Source organism: Deltaproteobacteria bacterium (assembly GCA_028818775.1).
Classification (GTDB): Bacteria; Desulfobacterota; Binatia; order UBA9968; family JAJDTQ01; genus JAJDTQ01.
Window position 1 is genome coordinate 1 of the sequence record JAPPNE010000101.1, and the last position, 22,389, is coordinate 22,389.

The window sequence follows — 22,389 nt, forward strand, 5'->3', positions numbered from 1 at the left end:
CACAGGCGAGCTCTTCAGGTCCTCCTTCATTCGTATTTTTGTGGGACAGCAGTGAGACGGTTCAGAGAACGTTTCAGGATCAATGGCTGCCGAAGCTCCTTTCCCTCTTTACGGAGGATTCGGACAGCGGCTTCAAACGCCTGCGAGGTAGCGAGTTGACCCTAATCTTTGGCGGCAAATGGACTCACTGCGTGAGTTGCAAGTCCGTACATCGTCCCGTGACTAGCATCGGGCACTGTCTCGACTGCGGAAGTCGAGACATCAGGGAACTTGAGCCAGATGCAGACCCCGTTTTTCTCGCTCGCAAGGGATTCTACCGCAAGCCAGTCGTGGGAGCGCTGAGCGAACCACCGCGGGAACCACTGGCGCTTGTTGCGGCGGAACACACCGCTCAATTGAATGCGCCGCAAAACGAAGAGGTTTTCTCCAAGGCGGAAGAAAACGAATTACTCTTTCAGGACATAGAGCTGGGCGACCGAAGCAAGGGAACGACTGCTATAGACGTGTTATCGAGCACGACTACGATGGAGGTCGGCATCGATATCGGAGCGTTGTCGGGTGTCGCCCTGCGAAATATGCCACCGGGCCGTGCAAACTATCAACAGCGCTCGGGGCGGGCAGGCCGTCGTGGCAACGCTGTTGCCACAGTCGTAGCGTTCGGCAGCGCAGACAGCCATGATGAGCATTACTTCACTGAACCCGACGGCATGATCCGCGGCAGCGTGGTCGATCCAAGATTGACTTTGGATAATCCCGAGATCGTTCGCCGGCATATCCGCGCATTCTTGTTGCAAAACTACCACCAAGATCGACTCCCCGAAGTTGATCCAAGTCAGCGACACGACCTGTTTGCAGTACTCGGTACAGTATCCGACTTCCGGAATGGTACAGCTATCCTCAATAGGGATGACTTCGCTAGCTGGCTAGATGACAACGGGGAGCAGTTGCGTGATCGGGTATCGTCCTGGATTCCACAAGAACTCTCGGTCCACGATCGAGGCCGTCTTCTTGACGAGATGACAGTTGACTGTCTCAAGGCAGTAGACGACGCGATCAGGCTGGGGCCGGAGGAGTCCGACATCCCGAGCGGCGATGAGGATACGCAGGCGGAAGACGTTCCGGAAGAAGGCGAGGACTTTCCGCAGCGGGCCTCGAACTCCGGTAAACTCCTGGACCGTCTTCTCTACTGTGGCGTGTTGCCTCGTTATGCATTCCCGACCGATGTTGCGACTTTTCACGTTTTTGATCGTGATCGATCTTCACGATTTCGTCCGATCATGCGCTTTGCACCTCAGCAGGGCCTTCCTGTTGCGCTAACACAGTATGCTCCGAGCAAGCAGGTATGGATTTCCGGCAAATGCTATACGTCGGGTGCCATCTATTCGGTCAACTCAGATGAGCGATACTCCGCTTGGGATTCCAAACGGATTTACATGGAATGTGGCGTATGCGGTTTTGCGAAAACCTATGCCGTCGGCGAGGTGGCTAGGAACGACACGCGTGACTGTGAAGCATGCGGCGCCGAAGAAGCATTCGGTCCTGGACGGTATTGGCTCCGGCCGCCGGGTTTTGCGCATCCGATCGAGGTCCAAGAGGTTACTTCACCAGACGATGTGCCGGAAACGAGCTATGCAACTCGGGCTAAACTGTCGATGGGGACGCCGGACGAAGGGGCTGGGTGGGTACCGGTCAATGGTCGTGTTCGGGTGCTGCGATCGCGCGAGTATCTGCTGGTGTCGAATACTGGGCCAAAAAAAGAGGGTTATACCTACTGTACAAATTGCGGGCGCATCGAAGCGAGTACCGATCCTTCGCGAGTCCTGATGGGTGCCCATCGCAAGCCGTTTCCTGATGACGATGACAAACAGATCTGCGAAGGCATCAGCCCTACACGACATATCGTTCTCGGCACAGACTTCATCACGGACATCGCCCTCTTTTCGATGCGCGTTGCCCCGCCGCTGAGCCTACGGCCTGATCATTCCTCGACAGCAGCAGCTCTCAGAACGGTGAGCGAGGCTTTTGCAAGTGCGGCGTGCCAGTTGCTGGAGATCGAACCGGGCGAATTGATGGCCGAATTCCGGCCAGCGTTGACGCCGGGCGGTATGAGGGGTCTTGAGGCAGAAGTGTTCCTCTACGATACCCTTCCGGGAGGAGCAGGATTCGCCAGCCAACTCGCCGGTCGCGGACTTGATTTGATTCAATTGGCGCTTCGCGTAATGAAGTCTTGCCCCGAAAATTGTGGCGCATCCTGCTACCGTTGCCTGAGAAGCTTCAAGAACAGATTCGAGCACAGTCTTCTCGATCGGCATGTGGGCGCGGAGTTGTTGGACTATCTTCTAACCGGTGAACGGCCTCAATTCAGCCGTGAGCGGTTGCATTCGTCGACCACACTCCTCTACCACGACCTGTGCCGCCAGTCTCCCGATGGAGTGCAACTCGGAACGGGTGTTACGGTACGCGTCAGCGGTGCAACGTTAACTGCACCTATCCTTGCCGAGACTGCCGCAGGCCGGAGGTTCATTGTTGCCTTGTCGGGGCCCCTTACCCCCGACTATCCCGCCGATCCGGCGGTTGCCGGCCTTCGCTCGGACGACAAGGACATCGCCCTCGTCGTCGAAAATGAGTTCGTCGTGCGCCACAATCTTCCCGCAGCCACCCGCAATGTGCTCCAGAAGCTCAACCAATTGTAGAGGTGCCCATCCGTCGGTTCTGTGACTGGCCGGAGTACCAATCCCATCAGCCACAGACGCAGGCGCCAGCGGGAGATCTCAAGGCCATGACATGTGGGGTGTGGTTCTGCTTTCTATCCCGACTGGTGTGCGCTCTCCATCTCGGTGAGAAACCGTTCGGCGTCGATGGCGGCCATGCAGCCGCTACCCGCCGCAGTGACGGCCTGACGGTAGATGCGGTCCTGGACGTCGCCGCACGCGAAGACGCCTTCCAGGGTGGTCCGGGTGCCGTCGTGGGTCTTGATGTAGCCTAGTTCGTCCATCTCCAGGACGCCCTCGAAGAGTTGCGAGTTGGGCTGGTGGCCGATGGCGATGAAGACGCCGTCGCAGGCGAAGCTCTCGTCCTTGCCCGTCTTCACGTTCCGCAGGGTGACGCCGATGACGCCTCCGTCCTGCGCGTCGCCGTGGATGTCCGCGACGGTGGTGTCCCAGATGAAATCGATCTTGGGGTTGGCCCGGGCGCGGTCCTGCATGATCCTGGAGGCGCGCAACTCGTCGCGGCGGTGCACGATGAAGACCTTGCTGGCGAACTTGGTGAGGAAGGTGGCCTCTTCCATGGCGGTGTCGCCGCCGCCCACCACGATGAGTTCCTTGTCCCTGAAGAAGAAGCCGTCGCAGGTGGCGCAGGCGGAGACGCCGTGGCCCATGAGCCGGTTCTCGGCTTCGAGCCCCAGCAGCTTGGCGGTGGCGCCGGTGGCGATGATCAGGGCGTCGCAGGTGTAGCGGTCCTTGCCGGCTTGCAGCGCGATGGGCCGCGTGCCCAGCTCCACGGCGGTGACGTCGCCGAAGATGATTTTTGTGCCGAAGCGTTCTGCCTGTTTGCGGAACTGGTCCATCATGTCCGGGCCCATGATGCCTTCCGGGAAGCCGGGATAGTTCTCGACGTCGGTGGTGATGGTGAGTTGGCCGCCGGGCTGGGAGCCCTCGACCACCAGCGGTTCCAGGTTGGCGCGGGCCGTGTAGAGGGCGGCGGTGAGTCCGGCCGCCCCGGAACCGAGGATGATGACGCGGTAGTGGGTCTGGTCTGCCATGGGTTGCTTCTTACCATATGGTCTGTTGGCCTTGAAGGTCGGACAGCCGCGCCGGCTTGCTTTCGCGACCCCGGACGATACACTGTCCGGCGGACGGTTCGGAGGATTCATGATGGCGAAGTTGTCTCACGTCGATGAGCAGGGCCGGGTACGGATGGTGGACGTCACCGGCAAGGACGTGACCCAGCGCGTGGCGGTGGCCCGCGGCGTGGTGACCATGCGCTCGGAGACCCTGGCGGCCATCGCCGAGGGGCAGATTCCCAAGGGCGACGTCCTCACGGTGGCGCGCATCGCCGGTATCATGGCGGCCAAGAAGACCTCCGAGCTCATTCCCATGTGCCATCCCCTCAACATCAGCGGGGTCGAGGTGAAGCTGACCCCCCGGCAGGAGCCGCCGTCCGTGGAGATGGAGGCCACCGTCCGCATCGCCGGCCGGACCGGCGTGGAGATGGAGGCGCTCACCGCGGTCTCGGTGGCCGGGCTCACCATCTACGACATGTGCAAGGCCGTGGACCGGGATATGACCGTCGGCGAGATCCGGCTGATGCACAAGAGCGGCGGCAAGAGCGGCACGTTCGAGAGGCTATAGGCCGCGTCCCGCGCTCATTTCTCCTAAAGTTTCCCCCAAACACGCCGAAATATTTCATGAGCGCGGGTACCGGTGCGCCCGCTCGCCGGGACTTCCCGCTTGGACGGGTGTCCGTCTTGTGTTCGTCAACCCGGGGTTCATGATGACGCGAATCAACCAATGGCCGCTGGAGGACCGCCCGCGGGAGAAGCTGCTCGAACGGGGGGCGGAGCATCTGACGGAGGCGGAGCTGCTGGCGATCCTGCTGGGTACCGGCAGCGCCGGGCAGCAGCAGAGCGCCCTGGATCATGCCCGGCTCCTGTTGATGCATTTCGGCGGGCTTCAGGGCATCGACGATGCCTCCGTCTCCGAGCTCACGGGGCTCAAGGGCATGGGGCACGCCAAGGCCGCGCGTCTCAAGGCGTGCCTGGAGCTGGGGCGCCGGCGCGAGGACCTGCGCTGCGAGACCGGCCAGTTGCTCAGCTCGCCGGAGGAAGTGTTCCGCCACTTCCGGCCCCGGTGCGTCAACGCCAAGCGCGAGTCGTTCTACGTCGTCATGCTGAACAACCGGAACCGCAAGATCCGCGAAGTGAAGATCTCCGAGGGTTCGCTTACCGGGTCCGTGGTGCACCCGCGCGAGGTGTACAACCCCGTCATCCGCGAATCCGCCGCCGGCGTCATCTTCGTCCACAACCATCCCAGCGGCGATCCCTCGCCGAGCCGTGAGGACGTGGAGATCACGCACCGCCTCCGCCAGGTGGGCGAGGTGCTCGGCGTGCGCGTGCACGATCACGTGGTGGTGGGGCACGATCGCTTCTTCAGCTTCAACCGGGAGGGGCTTCTGTGAAGCGGCTTGACCGCTCACCGCGCTACGGAGTACGTTAACCTGTCCATTTCGTTGAGGGAAAGGCTTCGCGCCCACGCACCCTGCGGCCCTTGACGGAATAGACGGGTTCATCCGCAATAGCGTTCAGGGAGGCCAAGCAGCATGTCACAGACCAAGCATTTCTCCACGGATGTCGCCATCATCGGTTCCGGCGGAGCCGGCATCGCCGCGGGCATCGAGGCCCGCGAAGCCGGCGCTGGCGCCATCGCCTTCGAGAAAGCGGCGGACCTGGGCGGCGCCGCCATCATCTCCGGCGGCGGCTGCCTCATCGTGGGCACGCCGATCCAGAAGGAAAACGGCATCATCGACACGCCGGACCTTGCCTTCAACGACTGGGTCAAGTGGGGCGGCCCCTCGGTGGACGAGGTATGGGCGCGCTACTACATCGAGCACTCGCTCCACGACCTCTACTTCTGGGGCGAGCGCATGGGCGTCAAGTGGGTGGACATGAAGCAGCAGGAAGGCAACACGGTGGTGCGCTGGACCCGGGCGCAGAACAGCGGCCTCGGCCTGATGACGAACCTCATCGCGGCCTTCCGCGAGCGCGGCGGCGAGATCGTGCCCAACACCGAGATCGTCGAGCTCAAGCGCGACAACGGCCGGGTCACCGGCTTCGTGGGCAAGGACGCGGCCACGGGCGAGGATGTGGAGGTGGATAGCAAGGTGGTGGTGGTGGCCACCGGCGGGTTCAACTCGAACCTCGACATGGTGCTGGAGGCCAACCCCAGGCTCAAGGGCGAGCGGGTCATGGAAGGCTCCGGCCGGGGCTCCACCGGCACCGGCCACCGGCTGGTGCGGCAGGCCGGCGGCTACCTGACCCACATGGACCACATCTGGTTCTATGTCTACGCCACCCCGGACTACCGCGACCCGAATGGTCGGCGCGGTCTGGTCTTCCGCCAGGCGCCGGGCTACATCTGGATCAACCAGCAGGGCCGTCGCTTCCACAACGAGGCACTGTCCGGCGGCAACTCGGCCACGCCGGCGTTGATGGCCCAGGAACCGCGCCATGCCTGGGCCGTGGTGGACACCCCGATTGTCGCCAAGATCGAGATCGCCGACCCTTACTACCGCGCCGGCGACAAGGTGGACCGGGACAAGGTGCAGGAACTGCTCGACAACTCGCCGTTCATCAAGAAGGCGGATTCCCTGGAGGACTTGGGCCGGCGCATGGAAGTGGACGTGCCGGTCTTCCTCGACACGGTGGAGCGCTACAACCAGGCGTGCGAGCAGGGTCTGGAGAAAGAGCCCGAGTTCGGCAAGCCGCTGAAGCTCTCCAAGAAGTTCGACACCCCGCCTTACTACGCCATCCAGATCTTCCCGCTGGCGCGCAAGAACTTCGGCGGGGTCAAGACCGACATCCGCTGCCGGGTGCTGAACAAGCACTTCGAGCCGATCCCGGGCCTCTACGCCGCCGGAGAGGTGGCGGGCATGGCCGGCGGCCACATCAACGGCCGCGCGGGCCTCGAAGGGACCATGCTCGGACCATCCATCTTCAGCGGCAGGGTGGCCGGCGGCTGGGCGGCCCACGAGGCTGGCTGCGGCGACGGCTTCGTCGGCGTGCCCAACCGGGACTGACCAGCCGCGGCCAGGCGCCAACCACGGGTCACTGAAATGAGGACGGAACCACGAATCGAGAAGGTGCGGGGCTACTGCGTGCTGTGCACCGCCCACTGCGCCACCGTCGCCACGGTGGAGGACGGGCGCGTGACGCGGCTGGACCCCGACCACGATCATCCCAACGGCGGCGCCATCTGCGTCAAGGGCAAGGCGGCGCCGGAGTTGGTCTACAACGGCGAGCGCCTGGACTATCCCTTGCGGCGCACGAAACCCAAGGGCGCGGAGGATCCGGGCTGGGAACGCGTGAGTTGGGACGAGGCCCTGGATGACATCGCGACGCGGCTGCTGAGCATCCGGGAGCGCTACGGCGCCGAGGCCATCGCCATGGCCCGGGGCACCGCCAGCGGCACCTCGGTGGACGACGTGAACCAATGGTCCACGCGGTTGCTCAACCGCATCGGCAGCCCCAACTCGCTTTCCACCACCCACGTGTGCAACTGGCACAAGGATACCGTGTTCAGCTACACGTTCGGCGTGCCGCAGCCGTCGCCGGACGTGCTTCACAGCGGCGCCTTCCTCCTGTGGGGCCACAACCCGAGCTCCACGCAACTGATGCTCGCCACGGACGTCGTCACCGCTCGCAAGCGCGGCATGAAGATCGTGGTGGTGGACCCGCGCAGGGTCGGCCTCGGCAGCCAGGCCGATGTGCTGTTGCAGGTGCGCCCGGGCGCCGACGGGGCTCTGGCCCTGGCCCTCGTCCACGTCATGATCGAGGAAGGGCGGTACGACGAGGCCTTCGTGCGCGACTGGACCAACGGCCCATTCCTGCTGCGCACGGACACCGGAGAGCCGCTGACCGAGGCGGAGGTGGCGGCCGGAGGCAGCCCGGACCGGTACCTGGTATGGGACGAAGCGTCGAATCGGGCGGTGGTCTACGACCCGCGCGTCAAAGCGTTCGAGGCGGACGGCTTCCGGCCGATGGCCGCCACCGGGCCGGCGCCGAGCGATCGCTCCGGCGCGGGCAACGCAGCCGGCGTGCGGCCTGCGATTCTCGGGAGCTTTGCCGTGCCAACGAAGGACGGCGGCACAATCTCGTGCGAGCCGGCGTTCGCCGCCCTGGCGCGGCTCGCGTCGACCCACGCGCCGGAACGGTCGGAGAGCGTCACCCTTGTTCCCGCGGACAAGGTCCGCGAGGCCGCCCGCGTCCTCGGCGACAACCGGCCGGTGAGCATGTTCATGTGGAACGGCGTCGGCCAGCATACCAACGCGAGCCAGACCAGCCGGGCCATATCCATCCTGTACGCGTTGCTGGGGGACATCGACGCGCCCGGGGGCAACCTGATGCTGCCCATGGCGCCGTTTCGCGGGGTGGACGGCAAGGAGTTCCTTCCCGCCGAGGCGGCGGCCAGGCGCATCGGCCGCGACGAGAAGCCGTTGGGTCCGCCGGCCACCGTGGGCGCGTGCGCGGCCCACGACGTCTACACCGCCATCCTCGAAGACCGTCCGTATCCGGTCCGCGCCTTGATCAACCTGGGTTCCAACACCGTGCTTTCCAACGGCGACCCGGGACGAGGGCGGGAGGCCTTGTGCGCCCTGGAACTGGGGGTGGCCACCGAGCTGTTCATGACCCCCACCGCCCAGCTCTGCGACTACGTGCTGCCGGCCACGAGCTTCCTGGAGATGGAGCACCTCTGCGGCGGGTTCCGCCACCGCGTGGATGCCCGCACCCACGTCCAGTACCGGCCGAAAGCCGTGGAACCGCTGGCGGAGCGGCGCTCGGACACCTGGGTGATATTCGAGCTGGCCATGCGCATGGGCTTCGGCGACGACTTCTGGGGCGGCGACGTGGAGGCGGCCTTTGCCTACCAGTTGGAACCCACCGGCATGACCCTGGACGAGCTCAAGTCGCACGCCGGCGGGGTGACCCTGGAGAGCCCCCGGCGGTATCGGAAATATGCGGATGCCGACGGAGAGGGCCATCCGAAGGGCTTCAACAATCCTTCCGGCCGGGTGGAGATCTACTCGCACCGCATGGCGCGGCACGGGTTCCCGCCGCTGCCGGAATACCATGAGCCGGCCGTGAGCCCCGCGAGCCGGCCGGACGTCGCCGCCGAGTATCCGCTGGTCCTCACCAACGCCAAGTTCACGACGTTCGTCCACAGCCAGCACCGGACGCTGCCGAGCCTGCGCAAGGCCGCGCCGGAGCCCACCGCCGAGCTCCACCCGGATACCGCGGGCGAACACGGCGTCGAACACAAGCAGTGGATGGTCGTGGAGAGCCCCAAGGGCGCGGTCAAGGTGCGGGCCAACCTCACCGCGCGGATCATCCCCGGCGTGGTCTGCCTGCAGCACGGCTGGTGGCAACCCTGCCGGGAGCTGGAGCTTCCGGGCCACGATCCCTTCAGCGGAATCGGCGCCAATCCCAACGGGCTCGTGGACGCGGAGCACCGCGACCCCATCAGCGGCTCGCTGCCGCACCGGTCGTCCCTATGCCGGGTACGGCCGGCGGTTGACGCATAAGGAAGACACATGGTCCTCGTACTCAAGAATGAACAACTGGAAGACTTGGTGCCCATGGCGGAGGAGATCGACGCCATCGAGCAGGCCTATCGGGAGATGGGCGAGGGCGCCGCGGTCAATTCGCCCCGCGCCCGGATCCGGGTGCAGGCTCCGGGCAAGAAGCCCGGCTTCCAGTACTACTTCAACAACATCATGGGCCTCGTCCCCGGCATGAAGTCCATGGGACTCCGCATCGACTCGACCTTTTCCGACGAAGAGGAGGTGGCCGGCACCAAGCGGCGGATTTACCCCGGGGACTACGTGGGCCTTGTCTTCCTGTTCGACATGGAAGACTGCTCGCTGCTGTCCATCATGGACGACCACTACATCTCCATCTTCCGCGTGGGCGCCACCAGCGGCGTGGCGGCCAAGCACCTGGCGCGCAAGGACGCCCGGATCATGGGTCTCGTGGGCTCGGGCGAGCAGGCCAAGACGCAGCTCCTGGCGACCTGCGCCGTGCGCCAGCTCGACAAGGTAAAGGTCTACAGCCCCACCCGGGCCAACCGCGAGCGGTTCGCCGAGGAGATGACCGAGAAGGCCGGAGTGGAGATCGTGCCGGTGCACTCCGCGGAAGAAGCCGTGCGCGGCAGCGACATCGTCACCGCCGCCACCAACACGGTGGACCCCGTCATCAACGGCGAGTGGCTCGAGAAGGGCGCCTTCGTCAACAGCATCGTGGGCGGGGACAGCTACCTGTCGCGCCACGAGCTCGACGACGCCGTGATCGAGCGCGCCGGCCTGATCGTGGTGGGTTTTCGCAGGCAGGTCTTTCTCGACAAACAGGCCGAGCTGTTCCCCCGCATCGAGCGCGGCCTCATCAAGGAGGAGGACCTGCACGAGCTGGGCGAGCTCCTCACCGGCCAGTGCCGTGGCCGCGAAAACGACGACGAGATCATCGTCTTCAAGAACAACACCGGCATGGGCATCCAGTTCGCCGCCACGGCCCGCATCCTCTACGAAGCCGCCCGCAAGCAGGGCATCGGCACCGAGCTCCCCTCCGAACTGTTCATCACCGACCGCAAGGGGAAGACCTACTCGCCGTAGGCGGTGTCCCGTCCTTTTGCCGTTCGTAGCCTGTCAACCCAGAATTCGGCGGTCCAGGCCAGCGTCGAGGCCGCCATTGCGATCAGCAGACTGGCGCGCCACCATACGAGCACCGCTTCCGCGTCCCACTCGGTGAAAAGCGGCGCCGCCTCTGCCCCGATCCAGAGTAACCCTAGAGGCAGCAATAGTCGATCGGGTTTGGTCGACGGCTCAAGGAATGTCGTGTCCCCTTCCCAGGACAGCAGCAGCACGACCGTGAGGAGGTAGTAGAACAGGATTCTGATGGGAGGCTCGGCAGACGGTTCACCGGACTCTACGAGTGCCAGTCCCGACTCCACAAGTGCCAGCCCTGACTCGATGATCCATCCCACTGCCAGCAGATAGGCCGCAAGATGGGCGGCGCGCTCCAATCGCAGAAACTTTTCGTACCGATCCCGGTCGTAGGGCCTTTGTCGAAAACCCGCCATGAGCCGGAAGCACAACGGTTCTCCAGGAATAGACACCTTGACTCTCCTCGCAAGTCCGGGGCCATGCCCCAGGAGTCACACGCCCACGTCGAATGGTGAGCGTGAACCGCACCGGTGTTGTCGAACGAGCGGGAACAACTGCACGAACACCCGCACGAACCACATCCACGGTCGCCGCACCCACAGCCGCAACCATCAACCTCCAGGTCGAAGTCCTCGTGCTCGCGATCCAGGATCCATGGGATCACGACGGACCGGTTTTCCTCAGATAGGCCAACATTGCTGTTTTGTACTTCTCCTTCCTGTACTTTGAAAGCGCCATCAGTCCAGGGGTGCCGCCCGGCCGCCGAGATGCTGGGCGAGGAACCGCTCGACCCGCTGAGCGTATTTGAGCTTGTTGACAGTTTTCCTTATGCTGTGCCGCTCGTCTTGAAAGACAAGGTAGTCTAGGGGAGCGCTTCCCTTCCGAAGTTCCACGAGGAGCCGGTCGAAGTGTTCTTTCGGGACTCTCGGATCCTTGGCGCCGTGGAAGAGCAACAGGGGACGTTGGATTCGCCGGGCGTGAGTGACCGGTGAATACTGCTTGAGCTCTTGATAATCGGCCTCATTGTGCGTGTCGCCGGCGAAATGGAGCCACCAAGCCAACCTCTTAGGGTGTGTGCGGAAACCGTCTACAAGCAGGGTCAGGTCGGTCGGCGCCATGGCGCTGACGCCCGCAGCAAACTTGTGGGGCGCCTGCGCCATGGCCATCAGCGCGGCGTAGCCGCCGTAGCTGTGACCAAACACCGCGATCCGCTCAGGATCGGCATGGCCCTCGGCGATGGCCCAGTCCACCGCATCGATCAGGTCCTCCTGCATCTTCCTGCCCAATTGCCGGCGTCCCCGTTCCAGGAAACTCTTGCCGAAACCCATGGAGCCCCTGAAGTTCACTCTCAGCACCGCGTAGCCGCGATTGGCGAGAAATTGGGTCTCGGCGTCGAACCCCCACACGTCCAACAGCCACGGACCGCCGTGGATCTTGAGGACCATGGGGAGACGCTTGCCGTCGGTACCGTTCGGGACGGTCAGGAGGCCGCTGATCGCGAGTCCATCGCGCGCGTTGAAGCGCACGAGTCGTGTCTCCGAAAAAATGTTTGCGTATTTGCGCAGCCGGTGTTCGACCAGGATCTCCTTGGTTCCAGACGGCCGGTCCACGAGGTAGGTGACGGCCGCCTGTCGGTCGGTTTCGACAGCGACTATGAGGCGGGTGTGGTCCAGACTCCCGTTGGAGAATGCATGCAGAATCGGGGCCGAGCCCAAGAGGTCCTCAAAGTCCTGTTGCAACCGTTGGTCAAAGAAATGATAGGAAGGAAGTGGGTCAAAATACAGGACACCCAACGCGTCGTAACGTCGAATGTCCGTCCAAAGTTTCGCCACGTCCACGTCCGGTGCCTCGAAGACGACGCTCTGCTCCCCCGTGTCTACGTCAAGCTCAATGACCGCAGCCGTGTCCCTGCCAGCGTTGGTCAGCACGCGTATCCAGGTGGCGTCTTCTGGGTTATTCTGGACAGGCACCAGCTTGTCCCTGAACGTTCCGGTCAGCAGCGTCTTCCAATTGGCGTCCCCGCGGGCCGCCTGGAGTTTCCAGGCGCCGTCTGTGGTTTCCTGCACCCGTGCCACGACCTTGCCGCTTCGACTAACCAACCAATACGTTGTGTCTCCTTGATTTGTCGCCCGCAGGTCGTAGTCGCCGGTGTTGATATCGACTTCGTAAAGGTCGTATACGTTGTTCCGTCGGCGGTCCATCCGCACCAATACGGATCCGGGTTTGTCCAGCAACGTCAAATACCAATCAACATTGACGCCAGCGAACGGCGTGAGATCACGACCAGCATCCTGTGGCGAAAATGTATCGACCACGAACAGGTGTATCCTGAAGGGTATGTCCACGAGACGTCGCAAAAACACGTGCCTGCTGTCTAGCGCCCAGTGGAACCCGACAACGTGTTTGAGCATGTGCATGACGTAAGTATGGCCGCTACCGATCACCCGGATGTGTAGCTTGGTTTCGCCTTCGATGCGTTCAAACCACGCCAGCCGTTCTCCGTCGGGAGACAATTGGTGCCCCCAGCGCTGGACATGGTAAGTGTAGAACTCTTCGGCGGAAACGAGTCTGGGGAGTGGGGCGGCGCGAAGGGACGAATGGGTGGGCATCTCTGCAGCAGTGCCGCCGTGGCCGGAGAGTGTGAGAAGCAGAAAAATCATATAGGGAAGACGAAAAACGTGTTTCGTGACTACCGACGTCATCTCGGTACCTCCGTCGATCGCACCATTGTCAATCGAGGCTATTCAATGACAATTTTAAGGATGAAACCGCAATTTTCTTTGCCGTAAAACAGATTGGAGTGTGCCGCACGCGGAGAGGCATCAAACCCGAGATGCCGGAGTTGGCTGCGTAGTCTGGTGTCCGCTTGACGGAGACGAGCGGTGAGCCTCCCTTATGTGACCGCGATTCGTCCCACGTGGCGGGGCGGCGTGACACAGATCCCTCAGGCAACCCTGATCTGCGGTCCGGCGGGTACGAAGTAGCCGTCACGGCGGAACATGTGGATTCAGCGGCAGCACTGCACTTCACCATCAACAGGGCCACCTCAAAGATTCCTCTTGTCTCAGACCGTCATCGTCTGGGCAAAACGGTCTCGGGTTTGGAGTGAATGGCGTAGATAAATTTTTCCACCACGTAGAGAAGTAACCAACCGGAGAACAAGACAATAACAGCACCGCGCCACCAGACCAGCAGGTTCCCGAGGCGCCAGTCATTAACGAATGTTGCGGTTTCGGCCACCAATAGCAGGATCGTCAATGCGGATACGCTCAGTACAACCGAGAGGGAAAGGCTTACGAGATTCGTGTTTGCGTCCGATCTGACCGTAGGGGGCATTTTGGCCAGCGAACTGAGAACCACAAACATGACTAGCGCCGGGAGTAAAACCCGGAACGGGGCGTAGTCGAAAACCTGCCCTTTGTAACCGACGTACCAAGCAGACCACAACATCACGAAGACAGATGTAAAGAGAGTTGTGCGGTACGTTGTAACTATAACAACCCGCAATTTGTTAAGGGCCTCTTCATCATCGGGTATTCGTCGTAAGGCCGGTATAATCCTGAGTTTCATCGTTGTGTCTCGTTTCGTTACATGACGTGAAAAGGTAGTGCAATCTCTGTCATCGTAGTAGTGAAGGGGTCATCAGTGGGTAGGGGTTGGAAACAGCGTCATAAGCGGTTGACGCTGTTTCCAAAGGTGAGGTCAGTCGACTAACCCATTGGCAATGTCAGATCCGACCTCCTTGCAATCTTCGTTGGTCATGGCGGTGGCCACAACTCCGGTGGTTGCGGTGGCAATGGCGCCAATTGCAGCGCCGATGGCCGCTCCGGGACCCGTAACTGATCCAGCGAGGGCTCCACCGATGGCGCCAGAAATACCGCCGACCGTGGAAGCCTCCTGCAGCGCTGCTGCGCACTCGTCCAAGGCTGACGGCTCTTCGTCGCGACCATCGCTAGCCGATGCGCTGGCATCGTCGTCGCCCGACGACCCGTGTTCGCCGGTATCATCTCCATTGGCACCGGTGCTGTCGCACGAGCACGAACAACTGCACGACGTGCACGAACACCCGCACGAACCACATCCACCGTCGCCGCACCCACAGCCACAACCATCAACCTCCAGGTCGAAGTCCTCGTGCTCGAGATCCAGGATCCATGGGATCACGACGGACCGGTTTTCCTCTGAATAAGCCAACATTTCCATTTTGTACTCCTCCTTCCTGTATTTTGAAAGCGGACGGAACCGCCCTCACAAGTATAATCGCGGGGTGGAGCCCCGACTTTAGGAGGAGATCGCGATTTTTCCGAGAATCACGGGACGCTGTTCCACGAAGCAGCGGGAGCTCAGCCCGCCTTCACCGGCCTCCTCACCAGCAGCGTCAGCCCCGCGCACAGAACCTGTACTCCGATGAACAGGACCAGCGACAGGTCGTAGTTGCCGGTGTAGTCGTAGAGGTAGCCGAAGAACGGGGCGCCGATGGCGGCGCAGAGCAGGAGGATGGGGAGGCTGAGGCCGCGGACGGTGCCGAGGGAGATGCGCCCGAAGTAGTTGGCCCACATGACTTCCTGGAGCACGTGGGCGCCGCCGAGGCCGGAGCCGTAGAGGAAGAACGCGACGTACAGCCACAGGAGGCCGCCGGTGTTCATGGCCACCACCAGGCCCACGGCCTGGACCACGAACATGAGCGCGGTGGCCCGGCGCACGCTCACCCGCTCGCTGATGAAGCCCCACAGGAGGCCGGAGCCGAGTTGGGTGGCGGCCATGACCGTGGCCACGGACGCCGCCGCCACCATGGAGTGGCCCAGGTCCGAGATGTAGGCGAGGACGTGCAGGTTGAAGCCGGCGATGCCGATGTCGACGGTGCTGAAGATGAAGGTGATAAGCCAGAACGTGGGGGTGTGAAGGGCCTCCTGGCGGGTCCAGGTGACGTCCTCGGGGGCCGGGCCAACGGGCCGGGAGGCGGTCCGGCCGCGCCTGTCCGGGGCCGGAGCCGCGGCATAGTCGGGATCGCCGTCGGGGCGCAGCCCCATGTCCTCGGGGCTCCGGCGCATCCACAGCGCCGCCGGGATCAGGGCGAGGACGACCACAAGCCCGCCGAAGAGGATCCACACCGAACGCCAGCCGATGACCGTCAGCAGGTAGGCGACCGCGAGCGCGATGGTGGTCTTGGAAACGCCTTGGCCCACGTGGGCGATGGCCAGCGCCCGTCCGCGCCGGCGTATGAACCAGCGGGAGATGGCGACGTTGACCACGAAGTAGCAGACGAAAGCGTGGCCGATGGACACCAGGGCGACGCGTACGGCCGCGAACTCCCAGAAGTTCCGGGCGTAGCCCAGCAGCACGAAACCCGCCACCGAGATGATCGAGCCGATGACCATGAGCCGGCGCGCGCCGTGGCGGTCCAGCAGCGAGCCGATCCAGGGCGTGACCCCGGCGTAGGCTACCAGCTCGACGGAGCGCATCAGCGAGAACGTGCCCCGGGAGACCCCCATCTCGGCGGTAATGGCCTTGAGCATGACGCCCAGGGTGCTGGAGAGATAGAACGCGCACGCCACCTGCACGAGAAAACCGGTGGCGACGATGTACCAGCCGTAGAAGATCCTGGGTCTTGCCGGTGTCTGCATGCTCACGCCGCCGCTTCGGCCCCGGCCGGCGGCCGCGGCCGCCTTATCGTCAGCGTCAACATGGACGAGACCAGCAGCATGCCGATGAAAATATAGAAGGAGATCGTGTAGGACCCGGTGTAGTCATTCACGAAACCGAAGAACGGCGGACCGCAGACGCCGCACAGCAGGACGATCTGCAGGGCGGCGCCGCGCACCGTGCCCAGCGAGACCCGGCCAAAGTAGTTGGCCCACATGACCTCCTCCAGCACTTGCGCGCCGCCCAGCCCGAGTCCGTAGAAGAAGAACCCGAGGTAGATCGTGGAGAGGTCCTGCGCGTTCGCCGCCACGTACAGCCCAGCGGCCTCCACCAGGAACAGGAACGAGACGACTTTGCGGACGGTGACGCGCTCGCCGACGAAGCCCCACAGCAACCCGGAGGCCGCCTGGGTGCCGGCGATGACGGTCATGGTCAAGGCGGCCTGAAAGCCGCCGTATCCCAGGTCCGAGACGTAGGAGACGACGTGGAGGTTGAGGCCGGTGATGCCGATGTCCACCATGCCGAATGCGACGATGATCAGCCAGAAGGTGGACGTGCGCCGCACCTCGTGCCGCGTCCAGCGGACTTCGGGTTCCGGCTCATTCCCGGTACCCGCCGTCCATCCCTGCGCGCCGCCCGCGGTCCCCATCGGCTCGCGGACGGGGGCGCCGTCCGGATGAAGGCCCATGTCCTCCGGGCTCCGGCGCATGAAGATCGCCACCGGGATGACCGCGAGCAATACCACGAGCCCGCCGAACAGGGTCCACACCTGGCGCCAGGCGATGAACGTCAGCAACCAGCCCACCACCGCCGAGATGGCGATCTTGGCGATGCCGTGCCCCAGATGGGAAATGGCCAGGGCGCGCCCGCGCATCCGCACGAACCACCGGGCCACCGTGACGTTCACCACGAAGTAGCATACCAGTGCGTGGCCCACGGCCATCAGCGTCATGCGCACGGATGCGAACTGCGTGAAGGAAGCCACCTGCCCCAGCAGCAGGAATCCGATGGCCGAGAGGACGGCGCCGGTGACCATCATGCGCCGCGGTCCGTATTGGTCCAGCTTGGCCCCGATCCAGGGCGCCATGACCGCGTACAGGAGGTGTTCGCCCGAGCGCAGGAGCGAGAAAATGCCCCGGGAGACACCGAGATCGGTGGTGATGGGCTTCAGGAAGACGCTGAGGGTGCTGGAGAGGAAGAAAGCGCAGGAGATATTGGCCAGGAAACCGGCGGCGACGATGTACCAGCCATAGAAGAGGCGCGGTTTCCCGCCGGGATAGGTGGAATCAGAGGTCACGGTGCATGCATCTCTCCGAGAGTTTACTAGGCAATCGCCTCCCCGGAGTCAATCATTTCCCTTCGCCACGGCGGGGTCGTCCGGCCACAGCCGCCGGTCGAAGCGGCGCATCCAGTCGAGGCCCGTCACCCAGACCGCCACCACCGAGGAGATCAGGAGCCCGTTGGCGACGTTGAACGAGGCAACGTAGTCGCCCGTGAGATCATGCAGCGCACCGCCCAGCCAGGCCCCGGCGGCCCCGCCGAAGCCCACGCTGGCGACGGAAAGGCCGAAGATGGTTCCGAAGCCCCGGCCGGAGAAGATGTCGGCGGTGATGGCGGAGAGGATCACGGCGCGGGAACCGAAGGCGATGCCGAAGCCGCCGACGTAGACGTAAAGCAGCCACGGGTGCGCCGTGTCCGTGGCCAGGGTGAGGGCGGTGACGCCGACGGACGCGCAAACGATGTTGAGGGTGTAGGCCGCCCGCTTGGTGAAGGCGTCCGCGATGTAACCGAAGGTCACGCGGCCGGCCGCGCTGACGAACGCCATCACGCCGAAGACGCCGGCGGCCCAGATGTGACCGTAGCCGATGTCCACCACGTGGGCGACCTGATGGGTAATGACCAGCACGGTGCCGATGGACCCCAGCAAACGCGAGACGAAAAGGCTCCAGAACTGGATGCTCCTCAACGCCAGGCGCACCGACCACTGGCCGGCCGACGCGCCGCCGCTTCCCGTCGCCGCCCGCGCATCGTGCGGGCTCGGGCGGTAGGTGCTCCACACGAGCGGCACCACGGCGATGAGGATGGCCGCCGCCAGCACCTGGAACACCCGCGGCCAGCCCCAAAGGGAGATCAGCCACTGACTGAGGGGAGAGAGGATGAGGGTTCCCACTCCCACCGCGCCGTAGACGATGCCCAGCACCAGCCCGCGGCGGGTGGGGAACCACTCCGACACCACCACTACGTGGGGCACCACGCCGCTGGCCGCGAATCCCAGCGACATCACCACCCCGAAATAGAGATACAGCTCCCACGCGGTGCTCACTTGGCTACAGAGGACCAGGCCGGCCGCCAGGAGGACGCCCCCGGCGGCCACGACGCGGCGCGGTCCCAGGCGGTCCGTGAGCCGTCCGATGAACGGCGACACCAGGGCATCCATGATGAGGCTCGCGGACTGAAGCCCGGCGGTGACGCCCCGGCTCCACTGAAACGTATCGAGAAGGGCCACGAAGAAGACGGCGAAGGACGTGTGCAGGCCGCGGACGAAGCCGAAAGTCAACGAGGCGGCGCCGGCGACGATCCACGATGGGTCGGGTTTTCGTAGCATGAACTATCTCACGGACTCCCGCCGTCCCGGGTGGTCCGGCGGGGTCCCCGGCTTCCGCGGATGGCGGAGCAGCAGGACCAGGAACGCCGAGACCAGCAGGCCGGCGATGAAGGAGCTGAAAGACAGGAAGTAACTGCCGGTGTAGTCGTAGAAGAATCCGAAGAAGGGCGGGCCGGCGGTGGTGAACACGCGCGTGATCAGGAAGCCCAGTCCGCGCACCCGGCCCAGGGAGATGCGGCCGAAGTAGCTGGCCCACAGGAGCTCGCGGATCACCAGGCTTCCCCCCAGGCCGAATCCGTAGAGGAGGAACCCCAGGTACACCGAGGTGATGCCCGACGCCGACAGCGCCAGGCCGAGTCCGCACGCCTGCACCGCGAACTGGGCGACGGCGGCCTTGCGCACGTCGATGCGGTCCGCGGTGAGGCCCCAGAAGAGCGTCGCGCCCATCTGCGTCAGGGCCATCATCCCCATGACCGTGGCGGCCACCTCGGGCGAGTAGCCGATGTCCGTGATGTAGGGATAGACGTGGAGGTTCAGTCCGATGATGCCGACGCTGACGATGCCGAAGGAGAAGACCAACAGCCAGAAGGTGCTCGTGCGGACGGCTTCCTTGCGCGTCCAGGGGATGTCCACGGTGGGTGCCGGGAGGCTCTGCCGTTCCGGTGTCCGCCCGTGGGGAGGCTCGTAGGGGGCAAGGGCGCCGTCCGGCAGAAGCCCCATGTCCTCGGGACTGCGCCGGACCACCAGGAACGCCGGCAGCACCACCATGGCCCAGGTGAGGAGTCCGAACACGAGCCAGGTGTGGCGCCACCCCACCAGCGCGAAGAGCCACACGGCGAGGAGCGGCATGGTCGACTTGGCGATGCCGTTGCCGGTGTTGGCGATGGAGATGGCGCGCCCGCGCTTGCGCACGAACCATCGCGAGATCATCACATTGACCACCATGTAGCTGATGAGGGTGTCGCCCATGGTGACCGGGAGCCAGCGCAAGACCATGAACTGCCAGAACTCCTGCACTTGGCTCAGCAGGACGAAGCCGGCGCCTCCCACCAGCGCGCCCGTGATGATGAGCCAGCGCGCGCCGTAACGGTCGATGAGGGGGCCCACCAGGGCGGCCACCACCGAGGACAGCATGACCTCGCCGCTGCGGATGAAGGAGAAGACGCCCCGGGAGATACCGAACTCCGCGGTCAGGGGCTTGAGAAAAACGCTGAGGGTGCTGGAGAGGGCGAAGGACGAGCCCAGGTAGCAGATGAAGCCGACGCCGACGATGTACCAGCCGTAGAAGATCTTGCGCGTCACGATATCGAGTGGTTCGAGGCAGCCTTTGAAACGGATAGTTCCCGTTTACTGGTGCGCTTGGGGAATGGCAAACGGCGCGCTCGCGCACATCCCGAGTACCGTTCACGTAAACGGGCGCCGGCGGATGTACGGTCCACGAAAAAAGGCATGGTTCCAGGTGAAATGGCGCAGAATTTCTTGACTTGGGTCGTGTCGCGCCTTAACCTTAAACCGAGAACAAATAGTTGGAAAAAGAAAAGGGAACCGGTCTCGGTCTAATGAGGAAGGACGGTACCGAGATGAGGGAAGAAACGAAAACCACGGAGGTTGCCGGAACGGCCGCGGAGGCTCGGGAACAGCCCCGGGAACGCCTCGCGGCGGAAGCGTTCGACGCGGTCATGCTGTTCGACGCCGACGGTGTGGACGCGGCACAATACGCGGAGACCATCCAGCGCAAGACGCCGCTGGAGCCCGAGAAGCTCCTGCTGCTGGCTCTGCTCGAGGACGCCCTCTCCTGCTACCGCAAGTACCTGTTCGCCCGGACCGCCAAGAGGCAGACGGAGTTCCGGGAAGCCGAGGAATGGATCTTCGATACGGAGGACACCCGCTTCGTCTCCTTCGACAACGTCTGCGGCATTCTGGGCATCGAGCCCAGCTACCTGCGCCGGGGGCTTCGGGAGTGGAAGGCGGACAAGGTCGCGGCGCGCGCCAGCGCCATGGGCGAAGCCGCGTGACACACCCGACCGGGGCGAGCGCGCGTCCGCTACCGCCCGGATTTCTTGAATTCCGTGCGCAGCTCGGAAGCGAGCCGCCCCAGCCGGTAGGTCTTCCAGTCGATGAACTTGGCGTAACCCGCCAGTCGCGGGTGCACCCTTCCGATCTCACGCCACATCTTCTGCGTGATGTCCCGGTAGTCGGGATGCCCCTGGGGCAGCGTCCGCAGCTCGCCGATGTGCACCGCCTCCCGCAGGTTCATCTTCATGTACCAGCGCACCCGATAGGCGAACGGCACCACGTACTGGGCCTCGCGCGGGTGGTCCGCATGAATGCGGTGGTGGACTTCCGCCGCCCGCTCCATGCAGCGCCGGTACGCATCGCCGAAGCCGGCCTCGACGATCTCGGGCGGCGTGTCGTAGCCGTGCGCGGTGGTGAAGTCCTGGCGTTCCTGGGTGAGCAGCCGGTGCCGCTGCAGGTCCCGGTAGATGCCCAGGTTGCCGATGATGTCGAAGGTGTAGAAGACCTGCTCCAGCGCGCGTCCCGGCTTCTCGCGCCGGTGCCGGCGGTCCTTCATGTAGGCGTCGAGCACCGCCTGCCGCCGTTCCTCCGGCATGTCCGCCGCCAGCTCGCGCAACCGTGACAGGGGTTCGCGCGTGTGCGGGTACAGGATGGCGGCGATGACCCGCTCCTCCGCCTGGCGGTCGTAGTCCACGAGCGTCACGTTCCCGGTTTCCCGCGCCGTCTCCGTGACCAGTTCCCGCGCCAACGCGCGCGTCCCGCTGAAAGTTTCCGACAGCCAAGCGCTCGCCCGCGCCCGCTTGACGAACGACGGGATGAGCGCGTCGAGCTCCCCGCGCATGGCGGAGCCGAGGTCGCGTATTTCGGCGAGGTCACTGGAGTAGCACTTCGACAGCAGGTACTCGTAGGCCTGTCCGACGCCGAAGAGCCCGACGTTGGTGCGTGTGGCCGCCGGCAGGTAGCCCCGCAGGATGTCGCACGCATGGGCGCGCACGGTGGAACGGTAGGCGCTCTCGGCCCACCTGGCGAGCTTCTCGTCCTTCCGCGCGTCGGCGTAGGAGATGGGGTCGCCGGTTCGCGGGTTGCGCAGTTCCGTCTCCTCCAGCGGCAGGGACTTGCGCACGTGCTCGATCACCGGCTCCATCTGGCGCGAGTACGAGTCGAACAGAAGCTCCATGAGCTCCAGGTAGTCGCGCCGGTGCGGCGAAGCGTCCAGGGTCGGCTCGACGTAGTACAGGTAGCGGCCGGAGGCGTCCTTGCGGTCGAAGCGCACGTAGCGGGTGGACTTCTCCAGCGGCGCCATGCCGATGCGCGCGTCCTCCAGGACCTTGGCGGCCACGTTGGAGATGTCCTCGCAAGCCACGTGGGCGCCGCCGAGCTGCGCCACCGAGTCGTCGCCGTAACCCACGAGCACCCGGTCGTAGAAGGCGCGGGCGCGCCGCACCGCCGGGTCGTCGGGTGCCGCGGGCTCCGGTACCCCGAGGGCGGGGGAGAGGTCGGCGTCTCCCAGGAACTCGTCCAGGAACGTGCGCCGGAGGTCCCTGGCCGAGCGGCTGTAGCGGGAAAACAGCGCTCCGGCCACCTCCTGGGGCAGGCGCAGGCCGAAGACCGGCCGGTCCACGTTGGTGAAGAAGGGCGCGAGCCGCTCGCGCTCCGCGGGACTGAAGGGTTCCATGGATGTCGGGCTCGATCGG

General features: G+C 64.3%; 17 protein-coding genes. 7 read left to right on the forward strand and 10 right to left on the reverse strand.

The genetic code is table 11. From position 1 onward, the window contains the following. The first annotated feature begins 329 nt into the window (after positions 1–329). Positions 330–2,693, forward strand: coding sequence for a DUF1998 domain-containing protein (locus OXU42_11925; GenBank protein MDE0030096.1), 2,364 nt, complete (start codon positions 330–332; stop codon positions 2,691–2,693). Between the two features lie 113 nt (positions 2,694–2,806). On the opposite strand, the gene trxB is transcribed toward OXU42_11925, so the two are convergent. Then, entirely contained in the window at positions 2,807–3,763 is a 957-nt protein-coding gene (gene trxB, locus OXU42_11930; protein MDE0030097.1) for a thioredoxin-disulfide reductase, read from the reverse strand. A 112-nt stretch (positions 3,764–3,875) separates the two neighbouring features. On the opposite strand from trxB, the gene moaC reads away from it, so the two are divergent. The 5 genes from moaC to OXU42_11955 all read left to right on the forward strand — a co-directional run bounded on the left by moaC (position 3,876) and on the right by OXU42_11955 (position 10,380). Beyond that, on the forward strand, positions 3,876–4,352 hold the full coding sequence (gene moaC / locus OXU42_11935; protein ID MDE0030098.1) for a cyclic pyranopterin monophosphate synthase MoaC: 477 nt from the start codon (positions 3,876–3,878) through the stop codon (positions 4,350–4,352). A gap of 139 nt (positions 4,353–4,491) precedes the next feature. After that, a complete protein-coding gene (gene radC / locus OXU42_11940) occupies positions 4,492–5,178 on the forward strand; it encodes a DNA repair protein RadC (protein ID MDE0030099.1) in 687 nt (228 codons plus the stop codon). 141 nt (positions 5,179–5,319) lie between these two features. Further along, positions 5,320–6,795: an FAD-binding protein gene (locus tag OXU42_11945; GenBank protein ID MDE0030100.1), complete on the forward strand. Its 1,476-nt coding sequence runs from the start codon at positions 5,320–5,322 to the stop codon at positions 6,793–6,795. A 36-nt stretch (positions 6,796–6,831) separates the two neighbouring features. Continuing rightward, on the forward strand, positions 6,832–9,297 hold the full coding sequence (locus OXU42_11950; protein ID MDE0030101.1) for a molybdopterin-dependent oxidoreductase: 2,466 nt from the start codon (positions 6,832–6,834) through the stop codon (positions 9,295–9,297). Positions 9,298–9,306: 9 nt separating this feature from the next. Next, positions 9,307–10,380: an ornithine cyclodeaminase family protein gene (locus tag OXU42_11955; GenBank protein MDE0030102.1), complete on the forward strand. Its 1,074-nt coding sequence runs from the start codon at positions 9,307–9,309 to the stop codon at positions 10,378–10,380. Here the strand turns inward: OXU42_11955 and OXU42_11960 are convergent. From OXU42_11960 to OXU42_11995, 8 genes are all read right to left on the reverse strand, one after another. Continuing rightward, the gene (locus OXU42_11960) at positions 10,368–10,883 is read right to left on the reverse strand and encodes a hypothetical protein (GenBank protein MDE0030103.1); all 516 of its coding nucleotides are present in this window, start codon (positions 10,881–10,883) and stop codon (positions 10,368–10,370) included. The genes OXU42_11955 and OXU42_11960 overlap by 13 nt on opposite strands. Before the next feature lie 285 nt (positions 10,884–11,168). Beyond that, positions 11,169–13,133 (reverse strand): S9 family peptidase, encoded by a 1,965-nt coding sequence (locus OXU42_11965; protein ID MDE0030104.1) that lies wholly within the window; start codon positions 13,131–13,133, stop codon positions 11,169–11,171. Between the two features lie 370 nt (positions 13,134–13,503). Further along, positions 13,504–14,001: a hypothetical protein gene (locus tag OXU42_11970; protein ID MDE0030105.1), complete on the reverse strand. Its 498-nt coding sequence runs from the start codon at positions 13,999–14,001 to the stop codon at positions 13,504–13,506. Positions 14,002–14,133: 132 nt separating this feature from the next. After that, positions 14,134–14,634: a hypothetical protein gene (locus OXU42_11975; protein MDE0030106.1), complete on the reverse strand. Its 501-nt coding sequence runs from the start codon at positions 14,632–14,634 to the stop codon at positions 14,134–14,136. Positions 14,635–14,774: 140 nt separating this feature from the next. Further along, positions 14,775–16,055 (reverse strand): MFS transporter, encoded by a 1,281-nt coding sequence (locus OXU42_11980; GenBank protein ID MDE0030107.1) that lies wholly within the window; start codon positions 16,053–16,055, stop codon positions 14,775–14,777. A gap of 2 nt (positions 16,056–16,057) precedes the next feature. Next, entirely contained in the window at positions 16,058–17,371 is a 1,314-nt protein-coding gene (locus OXU42_11985; protein MDE0030108.1) for an MFS transporter, read from the reverse strand. 48 nt (positions 17,372–17,419) lie between these two features. Continuing rightward, positions 17,420–18,679, reverse strand: a complete 1,260-nt coding sequence (locus OXU42_11990; protein ID MDE0030109.1) for an MFS transporter — start codon at positions 18,677–18,679, stop codon at positions 17,420–17,422. A gap of 3 nt (positions 18,680–18,682) precedes the next feature. Further along, the gene (locus OXU42_11995; protein ID MDE0030110.1) at positions 18,683–19,981 is read right to left on the reverse strand and encodes an MFS transporter; all 1,299 of its coding nucleotides are present in this window, start codon (positions 19,979–19,981) and stop codon (positions 18,683–18,685) included. Between the two features lie 278 nt (positions 19,982–20,259). Here OXU42_11995 and OXU42_12000 point away from each other — a divergent pair, with 278 nt between their 5' ends. Beyond that, positions 20,260–20,694: a hypothetical protein gene (locus OXU42_12000; protein MDE0030111.1), complete on the forward strand. Its 435-nt coding sequence runs from the start codon at positions 20,260–20,262 to the stop codon at positions 20,692–20,694. Positions 20,695–20,723: 29 nt separating this feature from the next. Here OXU42_12000 and OXU42_12005 read toward each other — a convergent pair whose 3' ends face one another. Then, positions 20,724–22,370: an FAD-dependent thymidylate synthase gene (locus OXU42_12005; protein MDE0030112.1), complete on the reverse strand. Its 1,647-nt coding sequence runs from the start codon at positions 22,368–22,370 to the stop codon at positions 20,724–20,726. Positions 22,371–22,389 lie beyond the last annotated feature (19 nt).

Bases quoted from the DNA above. Each gene is read 5' to 3' on its own strand.
- OXU42_12005 (MDE0030112.1), bottom strand. From the start codon at position 22,370: ATGGAACCCTTCAGTCCCGCGGAGCGCGAGCGGCTCGCGCCCTTCTTC.
- OXU42_11980 (MDE0030107.1), bottom strand. From the start codon at position 16,055: ATGCAGACACCGGCAAGACCCAGGATCTTCTACGGCTGGTACATCGTC.
- trxB (MDE0030097.1), bottom strand. From the start codon at position 3,763: ATGGCAGACCAGACCCACTACCGCGTCATCATCCTCGGTTCCGGGGCG.
- OXU42_11965 (MDE0030104.1), bottom strand. From the start codon at position 13,133: ATGACGTCGGTAGTCACGAAACACGTTTTTCGTCTTCCCTATATGATT.
- OXU42_11970 (MDE0030105.1), bottom strand. From the start codon at position 14,001: ATGAAACTCAGGATTATACCGGCCTTACGACGAATACCCGATGATGAA.
- moaC (MDE0030098.1), top strand. From the start codon at position 3,876: ATGGCGAAGTTGTCTCACGTCGATGAGCAGGGCCGGGTACGGATGGTG.
- OXU42_11975 (MDE0030106.1), bottom strand. From the start codon at position 14,634: ATGGAAATGTTGGCTTATTCAGAGGAAAACCGGTCCGTCGTGATCCCA.
- OXU42_12000 (MDE0030111.1), top strand. From the start codon at position 20,260: ATGAGGGAAGAAACGAAAACCACGGAGGTTGCCGGAACGGCCGCGGAG.
- OXU42_11945 (MDE0030100.1), top strand. From the start codon at position 5,320: ATGTCACAGACCAAGCATTTCTCCACGGATGTCGCCATCATCGGTTCC.
- radC (MDE0030099.1), top strand. From the start codon at position 4,492: ATGATGACGCGAATCAACCAATGGCCGCTGGAGGACCGCCCGCGGGAG.
- OXU42_11955 (MDE0030102.1), top strand. From the start codon at position 9,307: ATGGTCCTCGTACTCAAGAATGAACAACTGGAAGACTTGGTGCCCATG.
- OXU42_11990 (MDE0030109.1), bottom strand. From the start codon at position 18,679: ATGCTACGAAAACCCGACCCATCGTGGATCGTCGCCGGCGCCGCCTCG.
- OXU42_11950 (MDE0030101.1), top strand. From the start codon at position 6,832: ATGAGGACGGAACCACGAATCGAGAAGGTGCGGGGCTACTGCGTGCTG.